Origin of the sequence: Paenibacillus aceris, from assembly GCF_017874035.1 — a bacterium.
GTDB classification, from domain to species: Bacteria; Bacillota; Bacilli; order Paenibacillales; family NBRC-103111; genus Paenibacillus_E; species Paenibacillus_E aceris.
Genome location: NZ_JAGGKV010000015.1, coordinates 100,436 through 118,077 on the forward strand (window position 1 = coordinate 100,436; position 17,642 = coordinate 118,077).

Genomic DNA, 17,642 nt, shown 5'->3' on the forward strand with positions numbered 1-17,642 from the left:
AAGGTAGATGCGAAGCAAAAGTATAAAACTTATACTTTCTTATCTACTCAAAATGCTAGTTACTCGCCTTTAAATATGGGGGGACGCTTTTCTTTGAACGCCTGCAGTCCTTCCGAGCGGTCCTTTGTCGGAATCGTTACTTCATAGGCATTTTGCTCAATCGCAAGCCCGGTACTCATATCCGCATCGAATCCTTTATCGATTGCGAACTTGGCCTGCGCCACGGCGATAGGAGCATTTCGAACAATTTGGCCCGCTATTTCAAGTGCTTTATCGAGAAGCGATTCAGGCGGTGTCACATACTCTACCAACCCCATGTCTTTAGCCTCGTTAGCATCGATTTTTCTTCCTGTGAAAATGAGCTCTTTGGCGCGCCCCTTCCCGATCAGCCTCGGCAACCGCTGCGTTCCTCCTGCGCCAGGAATAATCCCAAGTGAAGTCTCCGTGAGGGCGAATGTTGCCGTTTCGGAGGCGATCCGAATGTCACATGCCAACGCCAATTCTGTTCCCCCGCCAAAAGCTGCACCGTTCACGGCGGCAATGACCGGCTGGGGCAAGGCTTCTAAATCATTGATGATCTCGCGAATCAAAGAAACCGTCCTGCGCACCTGGTTCATGTCCATCTCTGCGCGCTCTTTTAAATCGGCACCTGCGCAAAAGGCTTTCTTTCCAGCCCCTGTGACCACGACACAGCGAACAGATCGGTCAAATCTACATGTCGCGGCTGCATCCCGCAATTCTTCCAGCATTTTTATCGATAGCGCATTCGCGGCTTCCGGCCGGTTTAAAGTCATGAGCACAATTCCATCGCCAATGTTGGAGACCAATACAGCTTTTTCCATGAACAAGATCCTTCCCTGAACCGAATCACGAGATTATCTTTCAGTTCGAGCCGTCGACCTGAAGATTATGGCTTGGTAAAGCTCTTCCTATCTTTCCCTGAATAAAACGGGCAGCGGATAGCAGCTTTTCCTGATTTACCCCAGTTTTAATCCCCATCGCATCAAGCATGTAAAGTAAATCATCCGAAGCCACATTGCCTGAGGCCCCAGGCGCATACGGGCACCCGCCTAAACCGCCGACGGAAGCATCAAACGTCGTGATCCCCATGTCCATGGAGACCAGAATATTGGCAAGCGCCGTCCCGCGCGTATTATGAAAATGCAGGGCCAGTTTTTTTGCATCAAAACGCTTTAAAAGAATATCCAATACATCTTGCACCTGCTTAGGATTTGCAATGCCAATCGTGTCCCCGAGAGATAACTCTCCAATCCCCATTTCGAACAAAGTTTCCGATACACGGATCACCTCGTCGATGGAAACAGGGCCTTCATAGGGACAACCGAAGACGGTTGACACATAACCACGGACTGACTTTCCTGCTGAAAGAGCTTCTTGTGCCACTTCTCTTAGCATGGGAAAGGTAACGCTAATCGACTTGTTTATGTTCCTTTGATTATGGGTTTCGCTGGCTGACATAAAGACGGCCGCTTCATCCACATCGACGATGAGCGCTCGCTCCAGCCACCTACGATTCGGAACGAGAGCTGAATAAATGACGCCAGGCATTCGTTCAATTCCTTTGGCAACTTCTGCAGCATCTGCCAGCGCCGGGATCCACTTTGGATTCACAAACGAAGTGATTTCGATGGATTTGATTCCGGTGCCGGACAATTGGTTGATCCAAGCTATTTTATCCTCTGTCGAAACAAAGACCTTCTCATTCTGTAATCCATCCCTCGGACCAACCTCTTTGATCGTCACACTCGCCGGCCAGTTCATCTCCTCCACCCCCAGCATATGTTTAATCCAGTACGATCAATAGACCTCCTTCATCAACAAAGTCGCCTTCGCTCACGATGACTTCTTTTACCGTCCCTCCGGAACTAACCGCAACCGAGATCTCCATTTTCATCGATTCCAATATGACCACATCTTGTCCCGCTTCGACTTGATCCCCTGGCTTGACAAGAATTTTATATACACTCCCCGCCATAATCGCCACGATTTTGTTCACCTGAATAACCTCCTGTTTTACGAATAGCCTTCCGGAAACTCGCAGAGGCGCCATATCGTCATGTCTTCTCTAGTATATACTTTGCAACGAAATCCGTTGTCGTATCGCCTGAACGGAATGCGGGATGCGCGATTACTTCTTGCAGCATCGGGATGTTTGTTTTGATTCCCTGAACTTGATAATGGGCTAACGCCTCTTGAAGTCGGTCAATCGCCTCGTTGCGATCTTTCCCTTTGACTACGAGCTTGGCAATCATCGGATCATAGAAAGGAGTGACCAGGGAGCCTTCATAAACAGCCAACTCATGGCGGATTCCCTGTCCTTCGGGAATGGCAAACTTCGTAATCGTTCCCGGAGATGGGAAGAACGTCTTCGGATCTTCTGCATAAATCCGCACTTCAATCGCATGACCGCCCAGTTTCACATCGGATTGACCAAAATTCAAGGAATGTCCGGCCGCAATTCGCAGTTGTTCTGCAACCAAGTCTAAGCCGGTAATCTCTTCTGTAATCGTATGCTCGACCTGTAGACGAGTATTCATTTCAAGGAAAAAGAAGTTTTTGTTCTCGTCAACTAAAAACTCAATGGTTCCTGCATTCCGGTATCCGATGGATTTAGCCGCCATTACCGCCGCTTCTCCCATTTTGCCGCGTGTGAGTTCATCCAAATAGGTAGATGGGGCTTCCTCCACTACTTTTTGATGACGCCGTTGAATGGAACATTCCCGTTCCCATAAGAACACTGTATTCCCATATGAATCGGCTAAAATCTGAATTTCGATGTGCCGGGGATTTTCCACAACTTTCTCAATATACATGGCCCCATCTCCGAAAAAATCAGAGGCGCGTTTCCGGTTCCCTTCAAATGCTTTTTGAATTTCCGATTCGCTGCGAACAATCTGCATACCGATCCCGCCACCGCCGGCTGAAGCCTTGAGCATGACCGGATAGCCGATACAACTAGCTACGCGTGCTGCTTCTTCCGCATCCGCTAATGGATAGGAAATGCCAGGGACTACAGGCACACCTGCCTTTTCTATGATATTCCGGGATTCGATTTTACTGCCCATACGGGAGATGACATCCGCTGATGGACCGATGAATACGATACCGGCTTCCTCACAGCAGCGGGCAAATTCGGCATTTTCCGAGAGAAGGCCATATCCGGGGTGAATGGCTTCCGATTGGGAAAGACGGGCGATTTCCAAAATTTTTTCGATATTCAAGTAGCTCTCTGCTACTTTAGGACCTCCCACCCCGTAGGCCTCATCTGCAAGCTTGATATGAGGGGCTTTCTTATCCGCTTCCGAATATATACAGACGGTGGCAATGCCTAGCGATTTGCATGTACGGATTACTCGAGCCGCAATTTCTCCCCGGTTAGCGATTAGAATCTTCTTGAACATATTACTACTCCCCTTTACAGCCGATCTGGCGTGCAATCACCATTCGTTGTATTTCCGAAGTTCCTTCCCCGATCTCTAAAAGCTTGGCGTCCCGGAAATAGCGCTCCACCTGGTATTCCTTCATATAACCATATCCGCCATGGATCTGAATGGCTTGATCGCAAACCTTCATACACATCTCCGAAGCAAATAATTTAGCCATTGCTGCTTCCTTCTTAAATCCTCTTCCTTGATCCTTAAGCCATGCCGCTTTATAAACCATGTTGCTTGCTACTTCAATATTCATGGCCATGTCAGCCAGTTTAAATTGGATGGCTTGAAAGGCGGATAAGCTTTTGCCAAATTGTTTTCTTACTTTGGCATATTGGAGCGATTTTTCATATGCTCCTTTGGCGATTCCGACTGCCATAGCCCCGATTCCGATTCTCCCTCCGTCAAGCGTAGCTAGAAATTGCTTGTATCCGTTTCCTTCTTTCCCTAAGAGATTTTCTTTGATAACGGTTGCATTTTCCAAAACCAACTCCGCTGTATTCGAAGCGTGCAGACCCATCTTTTCATAATTGCTAATGACCGTAACTCCCGGTGCTTCTGTAGATACTATAAACGCACTAATTCCATCCGTCCCTTTGGAGCGATCCGTTACGGCCGTGAGAGCCAAGTTTTTGGCAAAGCTTGCATTGGTAATAAAGCATTTGGAACCGGAAATGATCCACTGCTCCTTGTGCAGCTTCGCGGTCGTTTGGGTTCCTCCTGCATCAGAACCTGCATTCGGTTCAGTCAGCCCAAACGCCCCCAAGTATTCTCCTTTACATAGGGGGGTTAAATATTTTTCCTTTTGCTCGTGCGTTCCGAATAATTGGATGGGTGCCCCGCCTAAAGAAATATGGGCAGAGTAGGTGATACCTGTAGATGCGCATACCCGACTTAATTCTTCTACAGCGATAGCAAAGCTTATTGTATCTGCTCCCCCGCCGCCATATTGTTCTGGAAAAGGCAGACCCATGACTCCCAGCTTAGCTAACTTATCGAAAACAGCTTCCGGAAATTCCTTTGTACGATCCCGTTCATCTGCTCCCGGTGCAACCTCTCCTTCCGCAAAATCACGCATCATCTTCTTTATCAACGCTTGTTCTTCAGTTAAATCAAAATGCATGATTTCATCGCCCCTTTGAACCGTTAATAGAGTCGGGTTTCCATGCCGTAACCTTCAATATTTTGCTTGACTCTCTTCAAGAAGCGTCCGCACACAAGACCGTCCAATACCCGGTGATCCAAGGAAAGACAGATGTTCATCATATCGCGGACGGCAATCATGTTATCTATAATAATCGGGCGTTTTACGATAGCTTCAACACTTAAAATGGCCACTTGCGGAGGATTGATGATTGGGGCTGAAAGAACGGAACCGAAAGAGCCTGTGTTATTAACGGTAAACGTTCCGCCGGTTATATCCTCTAGCGTTAAACTGCCCTCCTTCGTCTTCTTGACCAATTCATTTACTGCTTTTGCAAGACCGTAAATGCTCTTTTGGTCGGCGTCCTTAATGACGGGAACGAATAACGCTCGATCGGTGCCAACGGCAATCGAGATATGAACCGCTTTTTTGACGATAATGTGATCTTCCGCCCATTGTGAATTTAAGGTGGGAAATTCCTTCAAGGCTTCTACAACCGACTTGATAAAGAATGGCAAATAATTTAGATGGATTCCTTCTTTTTTCTTAAAATCCTCTTTAATCTGTTCTCGATAACGTACCAGATTGGAGACATCGCATTCAACCATCATCCAGGCGTGGGGGATTTCCTGCTTGCTTTTTAGCATTCGATTGGCAATCGTTTTACGGATGGCGGTAACCGGGATCGTCTCGTCTGCTTGATTGAGCGTGGAATTGACGGCATCAACCGAAATGGACGGCTTCGGAATTTCGCGGGCCGTTTCAATCGGTTGGGACGGCTTAGACGGAGGTTCTACTTTGGGAATGAGGGCTGCTACGCCCTGCCTCTTTCCTTGTAAAATCTCCAAGATGTCCTTCCTGGTGATACGTCCGTCAACGCCTGATCCTTCCACACAAGAAAGATCGAGGTTGTTTTCTAGCGCCAGTTTAAGCACGACCGGCGAATAGTGTTGGTTCATGGCTGCTTGCGTTGTTTCAACTGGCGAGATCGCGTGATCTTTCACCGCAATACAGCAAATCAAAGCTCCTACCGCTACCGTTTCGCCTTCTTGAACGACAATTTCGGATATCGTACCACTAAAAAATGAAGGAACCTCCGCATTTACTTTATCTGTAATCACTTCGCATACGGGATCATATTTTTTGACTTTATCCCCAATGTTTACGAGCCACTTGGAGATGGTTCCTTCCGTTACACTTTCCCCTAACTGAGGCATTACGATTTTCTCAGCCATATTCTCCTCCCGATCGGATCAAAACTGGGCCAATTCTTTCATGGCCTGATATACTTTATCCGGGTTGAGCATGAAGAATTTCTCCATTGACGAACTATACGGCATAGCGGGGACGTCCGGACCGCAAAGGCGTTTGATCGGAGCATCCATTTCAAAAAGGCATTCCTCTGCGAGCACAGCTGCTACTTCAGCCCCAACGCCTCCCTCTTTGTTGTCTTCATGAATAATTAACACCTTCCCGGTTTTACGAGCAGCCTCTACAATAGATTTCTTATCTAGAGGATAAAGGGTACGCAAATCCAGAATGTGAGCGCTGTATCCTTCTTGGGAAAGTTTTTCTGCCGCTTCCAACGCAAAATGCAAAGTAAGTCCGTAAGAAATAACCGTGAAGTCTTCTCCTTGCCGCTTAATATCCGACTTCCCGATGGAAACAATGTAATCCGAGTCTGGCACTTCTCCTTTGATTGATCGATAACATCGCTTATGTTCAAAGAAAAGAACAGGATCTTCATCGCGGATGGCTGCTTTTAGCAGTCCTTTGGCATCATAAGGAGTGGAAGGTGTGACTACTTTTAAACCAGGAATGTTGCAAAACATGGCTTCGACGCTTTGCGAATGATAGAGGGCACCGTGAACTCCTCCTCCATAAGGAGCACGTATGACCAAGGGACAGTTCCAATCTCCGTTCGAGCGGTATCTCATTTTGGCCGCTTCATTCACAATTTGGTTTACGGCAGGCATCATATACTCGGCAAACTGAATTTCTGCTACAGGCCTCAATCCATAAGCGGCTGCCCCAACCGATACACCTACAATGGCCGCTTCTGATAGTGGCGTATCGATAACCCGTTGTTCGCCAAACTCCTCATAGAATCCCTGTGTAACCCGAAACACACCCCCACGTACCCCGATGTCTTCTCCTAATACAAATACCCTTTTATCTCGCTGCATTTCCTCCCGAAGAGCTTGGGTCACTGCATCAAGATAAGAAATCACGGCCATTTCTCACTCCCCCTATTCTGCATAAACGTGTTTAAGGGCATCTTCCGGAGCCGAATCCGGAGCAATCTCTGCATATTCCATGGCCTCATTGATTTCCATCAGCATCCGGTCATGGATTTCCTTCTCTTTAGGTTCATCTAATATCCCCAAATCCTTAAGATAATTGCGGTAGGATACTAGCGGATCCTTCTTTCTGGCTTCTTCCACTTCTTCACGGGTACGGTAGGTTCGATCATCGTCGTCGCTTGAATGAGGAACTAAACGATAGACGACCGCCTCGATAAGCGTTGGCCCTTCTCCTCTTTTTGCCCGATCGACCGCCTCTTTCGTGACCTTATACACTTCTAAGAGATCATTGCCATCCACACGGATACCAGGAAAACCATAACCTTTTGCTCGATCCGCGATACTTTCGCAAGCCGCCTGCTTCGAAAAGGGGACAGAGATGGCATACTTATTATTCTCGCAGAAGAAAATGACAGGAAGCTTGTGCACCCCAGCAAAGTTCGCCGCTTCGTGAAACTCCCCTTGATTGCTGGCCCCTTCCCCAAAGGCCGTTAACACGACAAGATTTTCCCCCTGCATTCTTCCAGATAAAGCGATTCCAACAGCGTGCGGCACTTGACTCGTTACAACACTGGACCCCGACAGTATATTCAGTCTTTTACTTCCATAATGCCCTGGCATTTGGCGTCCGCCACTGTTTGGATCTCCCGCCTTGGCATAAGCGGAAAGCATCAATTCCACTACCGTCATTCCGAAAACTATGACCATTCCCATGTCCCGATAATACGGACAAAGAAAATCTTTCGTTTGATCCAGCGCATAAGCCGCTCCAACCTGTGCTGCTTCATGACCTTGGCAAGAAACTAGAAAAGGGATCTTTCCAGCACGATTTAGAAGCCACATCCGTTCATCTACTTTTCGCGCCAAAACCATATTCTGATACATTTCAAGAACCTGCTGATCCGATAAACCTAGTGCTTGGTGCCGGTTCTTGACTTGACCATTTCCGGTTTTATCCATATCGTATCCCTCCAACAATTGTGCCGTTGCATATTCCGGTCTCCTTTATTTTACATACCATCATTCCAATCGAGAAATATATATTGTGCATAGAAACTATGCAAAAAAAATATAGCGGCAATGCGGCAAAACCAAAAACCCTCACCAATAAATGGTAAGGGTTTTGAGCTGAATATTTCATGGAGAAGTAACAGTTGGGCATGAAATATAGATCCTAACTGACATATATCACTCATATCAAGAGTATTCGGGTGTGGCCACATTCGTTTATATCTAATGTCACGTCTAAGCTATCTTCAATTGTGTTTGGCTTCTCATTTTCGACTAACCAAGCAAACATACAATACAACCAACATAATGAGAGCACTCTTGTGCGGCAATTGCTCCCTGTTCGTTGAAGTATTATTACCCATTAATCAGCTCAAATCAAGGGTTTTGCACAGATATCCCGTTGCCCTACACATTTACTCTTTGTCCGAAAATCTAGAATTTCATCATCCGTCCAATTATTTTTCCTCTTGTTATACATAATCCAATTTTCATTACACTCTTTAAAATCGACGAATGATTCCTTATCTAAATTATTGAAGGTAAAACCCTCTGATGTTACCTCACCGATCCTCAAAAATATCTCACCTCACTTTTGATTTACTCTATTCTTGAAAGCAACTCAAATGGCTGACGGTTCTTGGACAAGTTTCACTTTAATATACCAATAAACCCTGTCCCTATTTGATAATTGTCATTTTCCATCTGAGAGTCTATAGTCCATTTCTTCGCAATAAATAAGACATTGATTTTACCCAAACATGGTACTCAACAACTCGATGTGATCCAAAATAATATGATTCTCTGAAACTTTTTTAGTTATTTCCACACTCAGTGTACTAGGTTGTATTGTCATTCATATATTCCTCTTTGACGATTTTATTGAGCAAACGTTCACCACTGGTTCAATGATTATCTGGATTGCCCAAAGTATTAATCTCATTTAAGATTCCAGTACGTCTTGAAATAATTAATTCTAATTCCTGATCCATTTTATATAATTCAAGCTCTGTATCAGTAGGTATTCGGACTTTCCTTATCTTCCCATTAGCTTTTAATACACTAATCGTTCTACCGTCAATCTTGGCTATTTTACCTTTTACTATTAAAGCGTCTTTCAAAATCAAATCTAGACTAATAAGTATTGCTAACACAGCAAATATGACAAGTACACTACTAAAAGTAATAATAAATATTTTAGGTCTGTGATCCAAAAAGTTAATTATCAGTTGAATTGCACAGAGTAGACTAGAAATTATTGAAAAAAGTAATTGAGATTTTAATGATCGTTCATATTTCTTCATCATCGCTCCCTGGGTCAGTTGAAGTATTGTTTTCCGATAACTTAAAAGCTACGGCTGAACCTACTAGTGAAATTAACTTATGTTTTCCTTTATTTCTGCAACCTGTTTGTTCAATTCATCTAGTTTGCGATGAAGTTCTTCATCAGTTCCTTTTCTCAACTCATATGTTTTTAAAAAACGATACAGCAGATATATCAGTGCCCATGGAGATAAGAAAAACAAAAAATTCGCAATTTGTCCGATTATGTATAATGACATAAGTATCCCTCCCAATCAAAATTGTACCATATATTGGATAATAAGATTGGAAATTCTATAAATCTATTCGCGCTTTATGAATTTAATCGTTAAGTTCTCCACTTTCCGACCATCCGTTGATAACAAGATTAAAAACCCTTAGCAATAAATGGTAAGGGTTTTGTTGCGCTTACATTGAGAAAAGAAGTTTCTAAGGTCTGTTGGTGCACTGGAGACGCGGTTCAAACAACTCCTCGAATTTATTATTTAATGCTTGAGTCTCTTCAACAATCAGATCGGCAAAACGTTATTGTAATGGTAAGTAAGTAATGTTTCTAAACGATAAAATCGGATATGCCTCTTTAGAATTATCAATAGATTTACCGTTTACTGTAATTTTATTAAAAACATCTCCACATTTTTTGACGATGTCTTTATTAATTTAGGGATATAAAAATGTCTTTTAAAGCATATTAAAATCAACATTTCTATTGATTTTGCTGTTTAATCTAGCGTATCGGGAGAGGATAGATTGTATTGAATGCAAAAATGGAAACAATTAGTAGTTCAATCAAAAAAGGGCCTATTCTGTTTGTTATGATTTTGGGTGCCTTCTTGGCCACGTTGAATCAAACGATAATGAGCGTTGCAACACCAGAACTCATGAAAGACTTTGATATCACTGCCGCAACCGCCCAATGGCTGACAACCGGTTACATGTTGGTTAACGGAGTGCTGATCCCCGTTACGGCCTACTTCATGCAGCGTTTCAGCACAAGACAGCTATTTCAGGCTTCGATGATCATCTTCCTTCTGGGTACTATAGTCGCTGCAATCGCAACGACTTTCCCCATCCTCCTTACTGGTCGAATGATTCAAGCTGCCGGTGCAGGAATCATTATGCCACTCCTCTCAATGGTTATTTTAACACTGTTCCCGCCCGATAAAAGAGGAGCTGCAATGGGAATGATGGGACTTGCCATTATTTTTGCTCCTGCCATTGGACCAACACTTGCGGGTTACATTTTGGAAAACTACAGATGGGAAGCCATGTTTTATGGCATGATTCCACTCGCCGTCATAGTTATCGCATGTGGGTTCATTTTTTTGAAAAATGTATCCGAACGGATCAACACTCAATTCGATATTCTAAGCGTCATTTTCTCCACCATCGGATTCGGCTCCTTGCTGTATGGGTTTAGCAGAGCAGGAAGCTTGGGTTGGTCGAGCACTGAGGTTATTCTCACAATCGCTATTGGGATTGTTTCGCTTGCTCTTTTCTCGTGGCGTCAGTTGATTTCTAATTCTCCTTTGCTCGATTTACGGGCATTCAAGTATAGTATGTTTTCCTTGACGACGTTCATCAGTATCGCTGTAACAATGATTATGTATGCAGATATGATGCTGCTGCCGCTTTATTTACAAAATGCACGAGGATATACCGCTTTAGAATCCGGCTTTTTATTGCTTCCAGGTGCTCTTGTGATGGGTTTTCTAATGCCTGTAACCGGTAAGCTCTTCGATCGTTTTGGTGCAAAATGGTTATCGATCATTGGATTGGTCATTACTATTGTAACAACGCTTGGTTTTATCAACTTAACGGACTCAACTAGTTACACCTATTTGCTGCTCATGTCTACGGCACGTCGAATTGGGATGGCTTTACTATTGATGCCAATTCAAACCGCAGGTTTGAATCAATTGCCAACACGATTGAATCCTCATGGTACAGCCATCTCAAATACCATTCGTCAAGTAGCCGGAGCTGTCGGCACTTCTCTGCTTGTAACCGTCATGAGCGATCGAACGAAAACGCATATTCAGGATATGATGGCTAATAGTGGAGCAACTAAAGGAGCAACACAAGCTCAAATTATCACAAAAGCAACCATAGAGGGAATTAACGATGCATATCTTGTTATTGTTGCCATCGGTGTTGTCGGTCTTGTGCTTTCCTTCTTTATCAAACGAGTAGAACAAGGAGTAGAACAAGGTTCTGAAGTAGTTCAATCTCAACAAGAAAAGAACTTTGCACCTAAATATAGGCAAACCGAACGAGTTGGGGAAATTGAGCTTGCGGGTCAGCAAAGTGCTGATTATGAATTTCGTAATGCCCTAAAAGGGTTTTCAAGCAAATCTCAATCCGCGAAAGACGATATGCTTTTTAACGATAAAGAATACAGGAAGGCTCTACAGAGGTTAAATGGGAATGATAAGGATTTGAATGATGTGGTAGTAATTGACGATAAAGGATATCGAGAAACTCTTAAAAAACTTCATAAAGAATCAGATCTTTAATTTTAATAAGAGACGGGCTATTAAGAATAACGGAAAAACTACTACGTGTAGGAGGGTATACGATGAAAATTTATATCGTTTATGATAGTGAGGTTGGTCATACGGAAAAGCTTGCTCGATCCATTGCTAAAGGTGCTAAAAGCATAGAAGGAACAGAGGTTTTTATCAATCATGTCAATAATGCAAATATCAGGGATCTTGTACAGATGGATGCTATCATCTGGGGATGTCCCGGACACTTTGGCACCATAAGCTCCGGCTTAAAAGCTTGGATTGATAAGCTCGGCTTTTTATGGGCAGAAGGGAATTTAGTTGATAAAATCGGTTCAGTATTCTGTACAACAGCAACCGTCCATGGTGGCATCGAAGCAACTTTGCTTAACTTGATTACACCGATGTTGCATCAAGGCATGATGGTTGTCGGATTACCGGCTAATATTCCGGAGAATGCTTTTTACGGCAGCTATTATGGAATAGGAGTTACGTCTCCTGACGAAGATACCGACGATGAGCTCACTCATTCACTTTATGAAAAGGGTATCTCACTAGGTGAATCCTTAGGTAAACGCGTGGCTTATATGACCAAAATCTTTTTAACCGGTAAGGAGTATCTTTCCAGCAATTAAACTTTTTCACGCCATGGCCTAGAATACCTTTACATAAAAACCTTCCAGTTTTACAATGGGGGGTTGTTTATTATAAATGGTTAAACCCCATGACAGTATTCGCCTGTTAAATGTTAAGGTCTGGGGATATACTGCCTATGCATTTTCAACAGGCCCAAATAGATACAGTCAAGCATCCGAATATCACAATTCAACATAAGTTGATGTATCAAAATTTGGAGGAGCTTGCCTAATGAGTTACAATCAAAATATACATCAACAACACCTACAGCATCACCAACAACATCCTCATCAGCTATATCACCATCACCACTTCCATCATGTGATTATTCATCCAGTTCAACATCCACATCAACACCCAATGCCATATCATGGGATGCATCATGGACAATGGCAAGGTCAACATGGCGGATGGCAAGGAATACCTCATCCAGGTCAACATCAAGGCGGTAATTGGCAAGGAGGACGCGAAGACAATCAATAAGATTGAACGGAGTCGTACGAATTTGTCGTACGGCTCTTTTCTACTTTAGATCCTGATGTATTTAGTTAAATAAACAGAAGCCGCCCTCAAAGGTCGTTGATCCATAGTCCTTTGAGGGCGGCCTCGTCTTCTAAATTCATCGTCTTTCCCGAATGAAGGCAGATATTTAAAGCCTCACTTGTTTAAGCGCGACCGCTACCCTCTCTGGTTGTTTCCGGTTCCTACCTTTACTGCGGATGCACTAGACTGGAAAGAAAATTTCGGCAACTTAAGCAGAACAGCAACCAGCAATAACAGGCAGCCGTTGATGCCGAATACCACGGGAATCGACAATTGGGTTGCGAGAAAGCCTCCGATTAGCGGCCCCAACAGCAGGCCCATTTGATTGGCCGATTGATTAAGACTGAACGCGCGGCTGCGGAAGCCCGGTTCCGTATGGGTAGCGATAAAAGCATTAAGCGCAGGAAATACGGCAGCGAAAAAAAGGCCGTAAACAAACCGCAGCGTTCCGAATCCGATCAGATCGTGAAACAATATTTGCAGCAAATTCCCAATCCCTCCGCCGATAAGCCCGATGAACAGTACCTTCTCGTAGCCCAGCTTGCTTCCGAGCTTGCCCCAGCGAGGAGCTGCAATCAATGTAGCGACTCCTACCGCAGAGAAAATGATACCCGCATGAAGTGAAGCTGATGACTTACTGGATCCCAGCTTCAGCACGTAGATCGTTAGCAGCGGCTCCAAAATCATGATCGACGTCGATGTAATAAAGACAATGAACAGCGCGGATACGAGCGTCCGATTGGCCGCTGCTTCCTTAAGGTCATTAAGAACCGAAGACCGCTTCGCATCGGATTTAACAAAGGAAGGCTCTTTCACCCAAACCCATGCGATAACGAAGGCAATCAGCACCATCACACCTGCCAGCAAAAAGGTTTCACGCGTACCGATCAAGTGGCTTACGACCCCTCCCAACAGCGGTCCTAATATGGAAGCAGATGCGCTGGAAGTAGAGATAATGCCAAGCGCATAGCCGACGTGCTTCTCCGGCGTATTGGTTGCTACCAAGGCGATGGCTGAAGGAATATATCCCGCGAGCAATCCTTCCATAATTCTTACGAGTATAAGCTCGTATGGATTTTGTACGATGAAGTATAAAAAATACGCAATCGACAGACAAATCCCCGCGCGAAGCATCATAGGCCTCCGGCCATATTTGTCGGCCATAGAGCCCCAGAACGGAGCGATTAAAGCCGCAGCAAAAAACGTAATGGCGAATACGACACCCGTCCATAGTTCCAGTTGACTTTGTACACCGAGATCATCCTGCAGAAATATAGACATAAACGGTATGGATACCGTATAGGCCATACTGACGAGGAAAGTCCCTACCCACAGCACGAAAAGATTACTTTTCCAGGAATTATCAACCAAAGCGGCACTCCCTTTTCTTCGTTTGCCTCTATCATACCATTAATATTAAGAGGCTCTTAATAGAACGTTTTTTTAGGATGATAAAATGTTGTAATGACTACTTCAGAAAAACCGAACCTTCTGTCACCAAATCAATTCAAACCATCTTGCCAAAGTATGGTGAAGTGCTGGGAAGTCAAGGATGGCTATTACATCCACCACGTTAGAAAAGGCTACCGTCTACCGGCAGCCTTGTTTTGGTCGTCTATTTAGCCATCATTCTGCGTTAACGTAGTAGCGCGTTGTAGTATCTCTCTCACAAAGTCACCCTTAGCATTCGTATATGCCAGACGGTCATTCTGGAATCGTTGTGCGAGTTCCAATTTTAAGTCACCATATTGTTTGGCAGCCACTGGATGATTTCTCAAATAATCTCGAAAGAGGATATGTCGCTTATATTCGGAGTTTTCCATGGTACAGACGTATAGGTGATGCCAGGTTACATCGGCGGGAGGAATAAAAGCTTCTCGTCCTGTAGTTCCTAAGTCGCCTTCATGAACGTAGCCAATGGTGGCTAGCCTTTGAATAGCCTTAAGGACATCCGATTGCTTAGGCACCACCACGTCGATATCAACAATCGGCTTCGCTGCCAACCCTGGAACGGATGTACTGCCAACGTGTTCTATTGCGACTACAAAATCACTTAAAACAGGCAGCACAAAGCCTCGTAACTGTTGAAACAATTGAACCCAACTAGGGTCATATTCACGCACTATTAGACTGGTACCCATCAAACTCCTCCATTTCAACATCAAAGACCCATATCCGTATCCAAATAGAATTAATCAACATCACCAGCGGTTAAAGTTTGGTCAAAATCGTACCACTACGGATTCCAGCTCAATTACATTGGAGTCACCTCAAAATTTCACTTTTATAGTTAAATGCAGCTGTCAGTCTTCGATTGCCTGATAGACTGTGGTCCAGAAGTCGTGGATAAGCCGCGCTGAATCCGGGGTTGACATCCCGACCTGGGTGAGCAGGATTCCAGTGAGCTGATTGTCGGGGTCGGCGTAGGTCGACGTGCCGCTTCCGCCGTCCCAGCCGAATTGGCCGATGGACGCGTAGTCACCACGGTAGGTGCGCACCGCCATCCCGAATCCCCAGCCGCCATGTTGCCCTTGGCCGAATGACAGATGGACGTTGTTGCTGGCCATGGCGTTTCGGACTGCTTGTTGCTCAGGCGTGAGGCGGTTGGTGGTCATTAGTTGGACGGCGGGCCGGGACAGGATCCGTTCGGTCCCGTGCTTCCCGTGATTCAGCAGCATACGGAAGTAGGCGTGGTAGTCGTCGACGGTGGAGGTAAGTCCGCCGCCGCCGCCCTGGAACACCGGATTCTGGCTGTAGCGTCCCCCCTTCGCCTCGTCCCACACGTTGAACTCCCCTGTCTGCGGGTTCGGGGCGTAGAGGGGCGGCAGCCGGTCGATCTTGTTGGCGGGCACGTGGAAACCAGTGTCCTTCATGCCCAGCGGTTCGAAGATGCGTGCGCGCAGGAACGTCTCAAACGATTGGCCCGTGACCCTGGCGACGAGGACGCCGAGTAGATCGTTGCTAATGTGGTATTGCCAGCGCTCTCCGGGCTGGTACATCAGCGGAAGCGTGCCAAGCCGGCGCATCCACTCATCCGGCTCGGGCATCGGCGTCGGCAGATCGGGCGTGAGCCCCTGCTCGAAGATCGCACCCATGATCGGAGTGCCAAGCGCTGTTATATCCATGCCGAGCCCAAACGTGGAGGTCAACAGGTCCCGTACGGTGATTGGCCGCCGCGCCGGCACGGTGTCGTCCAGCGGACCGTCGACCCGTTTCAGCACCCGCCGGTCGGCGAGTTCGGGCAGCCATGGCTCTACCGGGTCATCCAGCCGCAACCTGCACTCGTCGAGCAGGATCATCACTGACGCGACCGCGACCGGCTTGGAAGTGGACGCCATCCGGAAGATTGTGTCCCTTGTCATCGGCGCACCACCGTCATGCCGCATCGTACCGATCGCTTCGACGTGCGTCTCACCGTACCGGCTGACCAGGGCGACGAGCCCAGGAATCTTCCCGGACTCGACATGCCGTGCCAGCACTTCGCGCATTCTGCTCAGCCCTCTTTTGGAGAAGCCGCTGTTGCTTTGTCCCGTTATAATTTTTTCCATTTGGTATCCCTCCTTATCGAATCGTAACTTTGGACAAATCGGCCCCCATGCCTTTGAGATGCGCATAGGTCAGTTTATCCATCATTGCGTCGTCAAAACAGATGGTTTTGATCATACGATAGTATTTATTAGTAAGAGTAAACCCAGGCTGGAAAGAAACATTATTAAATGTAGCGCCCCTGAATGAGACTTCGGTTAAGGCCGCTTTATCAAACTTAACGCCGATAAACGTCTGTCCGTCAAAACATTGCCTGGTCAGATCGGTGTATTTGAAGTCAACCCCATCAAATAAACAACCTTCAAAAATCGTTTTTCTAAGATCGGTCATCGTTAACGTCACGTCGGTTAGTCTTACGCCTGTGAATTTGGCTCCGTCAAGCCCCGACTTGCTGAAATTGGTTCGTACAAGGATCGTCTTATTAAAGCTTGCATTTGTCAGGTCAAGCGCGTATAGACTGCAGTCCGTCAGATTCGCTCCATCAAAATTAGCTTCGCGCACGTCACTGGCCTTAAACGAACTGCCGGTCAAATCTGCGCCCGAAAAGTCGGAGCCGTGCAGTGCACTGCCTTTAAACTGTCCTTTATGGGCCGTAACGCCTGCAAAGTCGCTTTCCGACAAGTTGCTTCCACTAAAGTTTGTCAGTACTTTCCGTTCTAGTGAGCGGGAAAGGTTGGCGACCTCCAGAATCGTTTGCTCGATGTCACCGATACTCTCAATGGTCATCTTAAAAGCTTTTTCATCGTCCTTGCCCTCCGCTCGAAGTTCACGGTATCGTTCCTGCAAATCGGTAAGCAGGTCGGCCTTTAATTCGGTGACGCTTTTTACCCCATCGTATGGCGTAAAAACGCTGTTCAGATAATCCGTCAATTTTGGATTCATCATATCAAATCTCCCCTTATACTAAGTTTTCTAACAAGCGTTTTGCATAGTCACAATTTCTTTTGTGACGGTCGTAAGTGTTTTTTCCCCTTTCGGTAAACGTAATCCTAAAATGTTTGCGCTGTCCGCTCCTGTGAGTCATCACCCCAATACCACTCGATGTCGCTGTCTGCTTCAAGCCGCCGGAACCTGGAGTACATCGTGGCTTCCTTTCGTTCATTCTCACCGTCCGAACGCTCGGCAATTAGCTAGACAATTTCGTATCTGTATGTCCTAGCAGCAGGTCGGATGTGGTCTT

General features: G+C 45.7%; 17 protein-coding genes. 3 read left to right on the forward strand and 14 right to left on the reverse strand.

Features of this window, described 5'->3' with window-relative positions; translation table 11 throughout:
- Window positions 1-59: 59 nt before the first annotated feature.
- From J2Z65_RS23765 to J2Z65_RS23810, 10 genes are all read right to left on the reverse strand, one after another.
- Window positions 60-842 carry an enoyl-CoA hydratase gene (locus J2Z65_RS23765; protein ID WP_167059393.1) on the reverse strand — a complete coding sequence of 261 codons (783 nt, stop codon included), beginning with the start codon at window positions 840-842 and terminating at the stop codon, window positions 60-62.
- Between the two features lie 40 nt (window positions 843-882).
- The gene (locus J2Z65_RS23770; RefSeq protein WP_167059396.1) at window positions 883-1,782 is read right to left on the reverse strand and encodes a hydroxymethylglutaryl-CoA lyase; all 900 of its coding nucleotides are present in this window, start codon (window positions 1,780-1,782) and stop codon (window positions 883-885) included.
- A gap of 22 nt (window positions 1,783-1,804) precedes the next feature.
- Window positions 1,805-2,017 carry an acetyl-CoA carboxylase biotin carboxyl carrier protein subunit gene (locus J2Z65_RS23775; protein ID WP_167059399.1) on the reverse strand — a complete coding sequence of 71 codons (213 nt, stop codon included), beginning with the start codon at window positions 2,015-2,017 and terminating at the stop codon, window positions 1,805-1,807.
- A 58-nt stretch (window positions 2,018-2,075) separates the two neighbouring features.
- Window positions 2,076-3,422 (reverse strand): acetyl-CoA carboxylase biotin carboxylase subunit, encoded by a 1,347-nt coding sequence (locus tag J2Z65_RS23780; protein WP_167059402.1) that lies wholly within the window; start codon window positions 3,420-3,422, stop codon window positions 2,076-2,078.
- 4 nt (window positions 3,423-3,426) lie between these two features.
- Complete coding sequence (locus J2Z65_RS23785; RefSeq protein ID WP_167059405.1) at window positions 3,427-4,575, reverse strand: acyl-CoA dehydrogenase family protein; 1,149 nt, start codon at window positions 4,573-4,575, stop codon at window positions 3,427-3,429.
- Between the two features lie 23 nt (window positions 4,576-4,598).
- Window positions 4,599-5,831: a dihydrolipoamide acetyltransferase family protein gene (locus J2Z65_RS23790; protein ID WP_167059408.1), complete on the reverse strand. Its 1,233-nt coding sequence runs from the start codon at window positions 5,829-5,831 to the stop codon at window positions 4,599-4,601.
- Window positions 5,832-5,849: 18 nt separating this feature from the next.
- Window positions 5,850-6,833: an alpha-ketoacid dehydrogenase subunit beta gene (locus tag J2Z65_RS23795; protein WP_167059411.1), complete on the reverse strand. Its 984-nt coding sequence runs from the start codon at window positions 6,831-6,833 to the stop codon at window positions 5,850-5,852.
- Between the two features lie 12 nt (window positions 6,834-6,845).
- Window positions 6,846-7,859: a thiamine pyrophosphate-dependent dehydrogenase E1 component subunit alpha gene (locus tag J2Z65_RS23800; RefSeq protein WP_209856130.1), complete on the reverse strand. Its 1,014-nt coding sequence runs from the start codon at window positions 7,857-7,859 to the stop codon at window positions 6,846-6,848.
- Between the two features lie 953 nt (window positions 7,860-8,812).
- Window positions 8,813-9,214, reverse strand: a complete 402-nt coding sequence (locus J2Z65_RS23805) for a hypothetical protein (RefSeq protein WP_167059414.1) — start codon at window positions 9,212-9,214, stop codon at window positions 8,813-8,815.
- A gap of 69 nt (window positions 9,215-9,283) precedes the next feature.
- Complete coding sequence (locus tag J2Z65_RS23810) at window positions 9,284-9,469, reverse strand: hypothetical protein (protein ID WP_167059417.1); 186 nt, start codon at window positions 9,467-9,469, stop codon at window positions 9,284-9,286.
- A 528-nt stretch (window positions 9,470-9,997) separates the two neighbouring features.
- Between J2Z65_RS23810 and J2Z65_RS23815 the strand changes: the two genes are divergently transcribed.
- The 3 genes from J2Z65_RS23815 to J2Z65_RS23825 all read left to right on the forward strand — a co-directional run bounded on the left by J2Z65_RS23815 (window position 9,998) and on the right by J2Z65_RS23825 (window position 12,905).
- Window positions 9,998-11,746 carry a DHA2 family efflux MFS transporter permease subunit gene (locus J2Z65_RS23815; RefSeq protein WP_167060298.1) on the forward strand — a complete coding sequence of 583 codons (1,749 nt, stop codon included), beginning with the start codon at window positions 9,998-10,000 and terminating at the stop codon, window positions 11,744-11,746.
- Window positions 11,747-11,808: 62 nt separating this feature from the next.
- Window positions 11,809-12,372 carry an NAD(P)H-dependent oxidoreductase gene (locus tag J2Z65_RS23820; protein WP_167059420.1) on the forward strand — a complete coding sequence of 188 codons (564 nt, stop codon included), beginning with the start codon at window positions 11,809-11,811 and terminating at the stop codon, window positions 12,370-12,372.
- 383 nt (window positions 12,373-12,755) lie between these two features.
- Window positions 12,756-12,905 carry a hypothetical protein gene (locus J2Z65_RS23825; RefSeq protein WP_167059423.1) on the forward strand — a complete coding sequence of 50 codons (150 nt, stop codon included), beginning with the start codon at window positions 12,756-12,758 and terminating at the stop codon, window positions 12,903-12,905.
- A 146-nt stretch (window positions 12,906-13,051) separates the two neighbouring features.
- Here the strand turns inward: J2Z65_RS23825 and J2Z65_RS23830 are convergent, their stop codons facing one another.
- The 4 genes from J2Z65_RS23830 to J2Z65_RS23845 all read right to left on the reverse strand — a co-directional run bounded on the left by J2Z65_RS23830 (window position 13,052) and on the right by J2Z65_RS23845 (window position 17,344).
- Window positions 13,052-14,287 carry an MFS transporter gene (locus tag J2Z65_RS23830; protein WP_240159749.1) on the reverse strand — a complete coding sequence of 412 codons (1,236 nt, stop codon included), beginning with the start codon at window positions 14,285-14,287 and terminating at the stop codon, window positions 13,052-13,054.
- Window positions 14,288-14,535: 248 nt separating this feature from the next.
- Entirely contained in the window at window positions 14,536-15,057 is a 522-nt protein-coding gene (locus J2Z65_RS23835; RefSeq protein ID WP_167059426.1) for a GrpB family protein, read from the reverse strand.
- A 162-nt stretch (window positions 15,058-15,219) separates the two neighbouring features.
- Window positions 15,220-16,464, reverse strand: coding sequence for a serine hydrolase domain-containing protein (locus tag J2Z65_RS23840; protein ID WP_167059429.1), 1,245 nt, complete (start codon window positions 16,462-16,464; stop codon window positions 15,220-15,222).
- Between the two features lie 13 nt (window positions 16,465-16,477).
- Complete coding sequence (locus J2Z65_RS23845) at window positions 16,478-17,344, reverse strand: pentapeptide repeat-containing protein (RefSeq protein ID WP_167060304.1); 867 nt, start codon at window positions 17,342-17,344, stop codon at window positions 16,478-16,480.
- Window positions 17,345-17,642: the final 298 nt, after the last annotated feature.

Bases quoted from the DNA above. Each gene is read 5' to 3' on its own strand.
- J2Z65_RS23765 (WP_167059393.1), bottom strand. From the start codon at position 842: ATGGAAAAAGCTGTATTGGTCTCCAACATTGGCGATGGAATTGTGCTC.
- J2Z65_RS23770 (WP_167059396.1), bottom strand. From the start codon at position 1,782: ATGAACTGGCCGGCGAGTGTGACGATCAAAGAGGTTGGTCCGAGGGAT.
- J2Z65_RS23780 (WP_167059402.1), bottom strand. From the start codon at position 3,422: ATGTTCAAGAAGATTCTAATCGCTAACCGGGGAGAAATTGCGGCTCGA.
- J2Z65_RS23785 (WP_167059405.1), bottom strand. From the start codon at position 4,575: ATGCATTTTGATTTAACTGAAGAACAAGCGTTGATAAAGAAGATGATG.
- J2Z65_RS23790 (WP_167059408.1), bottom strand. From the start codon at position 5,831: ATGGCTGAGAAAATCGTAATGCCTCAGTTAGGGGAAAGTGTAACGGAA.
- J2Z65_RS23795 (WP_167059411.1), bottom strand. From the start codon at position 6,833: ATGGCCGTGATTTCTTATCTTGATGCAGTGACCCAAGCTCTTCGGGAG.
- J2Z65_RS23800 (WP_209856130.1), bottom strand. From the start codon at position 7,859: ATGGATAAAACCGGAAATGGTCAAGTCAAGAACCGGCACCAAGCACTA.
- J2Z65_RS23805 (WP_167059414.1), bottom strand. From the start codon at position 9,214: ATGATGAAGAAATATGAACGATCATTAAAATCTCAATTACTTTTTTCA.
- J2Z65_RS23810 (WP_167059417.1), bottom strand. From the start codon at position 9,469: ATGTCATTATACATAATCGGACAAATTGCGAATTTTTTGTTTTTCTTA.
- J2Z65_RS23815 (WP_167060298.1), top strand. From the start codon at position 9,998: ATGGAAACAATTAGTAGTTCAATCAAAAAAGGGCCTATTCTGTTTGTT.
- J2Z65_RS23820 (WP_167059420.1), top strand. From the start codon at position 11,809: ATGAAAATTTATATCGTTTATGATAGTGAGGTTGGTCATACGGAAAAG.
- J2Z65_RS23825 (WP_167059423.1), top strand. From the start codon at position 12,756: ATGGACAATGGCAAGGTCAACATGGCGGATGGCAAGGAATACCTCATC.
- J2Z65_RS23835 (WP_167059426.1), bottom strand. From the start codon at position 15,057: ATGGGTACCAGTCTAATAGTGCGTGAATATGACCCTAGTTGGGTTCAA.
- J2Z65_RS23840 (WP_167059429.1), bottom strand. From the start codon at position 16,464: ATGGAAAAAATTATAACGGGACAAAGCAACAGCGGCTTCTCCAAAAGA.
- J2Z65_RS23845 (WP_167060304.1), bottom strand. From the start codon at position 17,344: ATGAATCCAAAATTGACGGATTATCTGAACAGCGTTTTTACGCCATAC.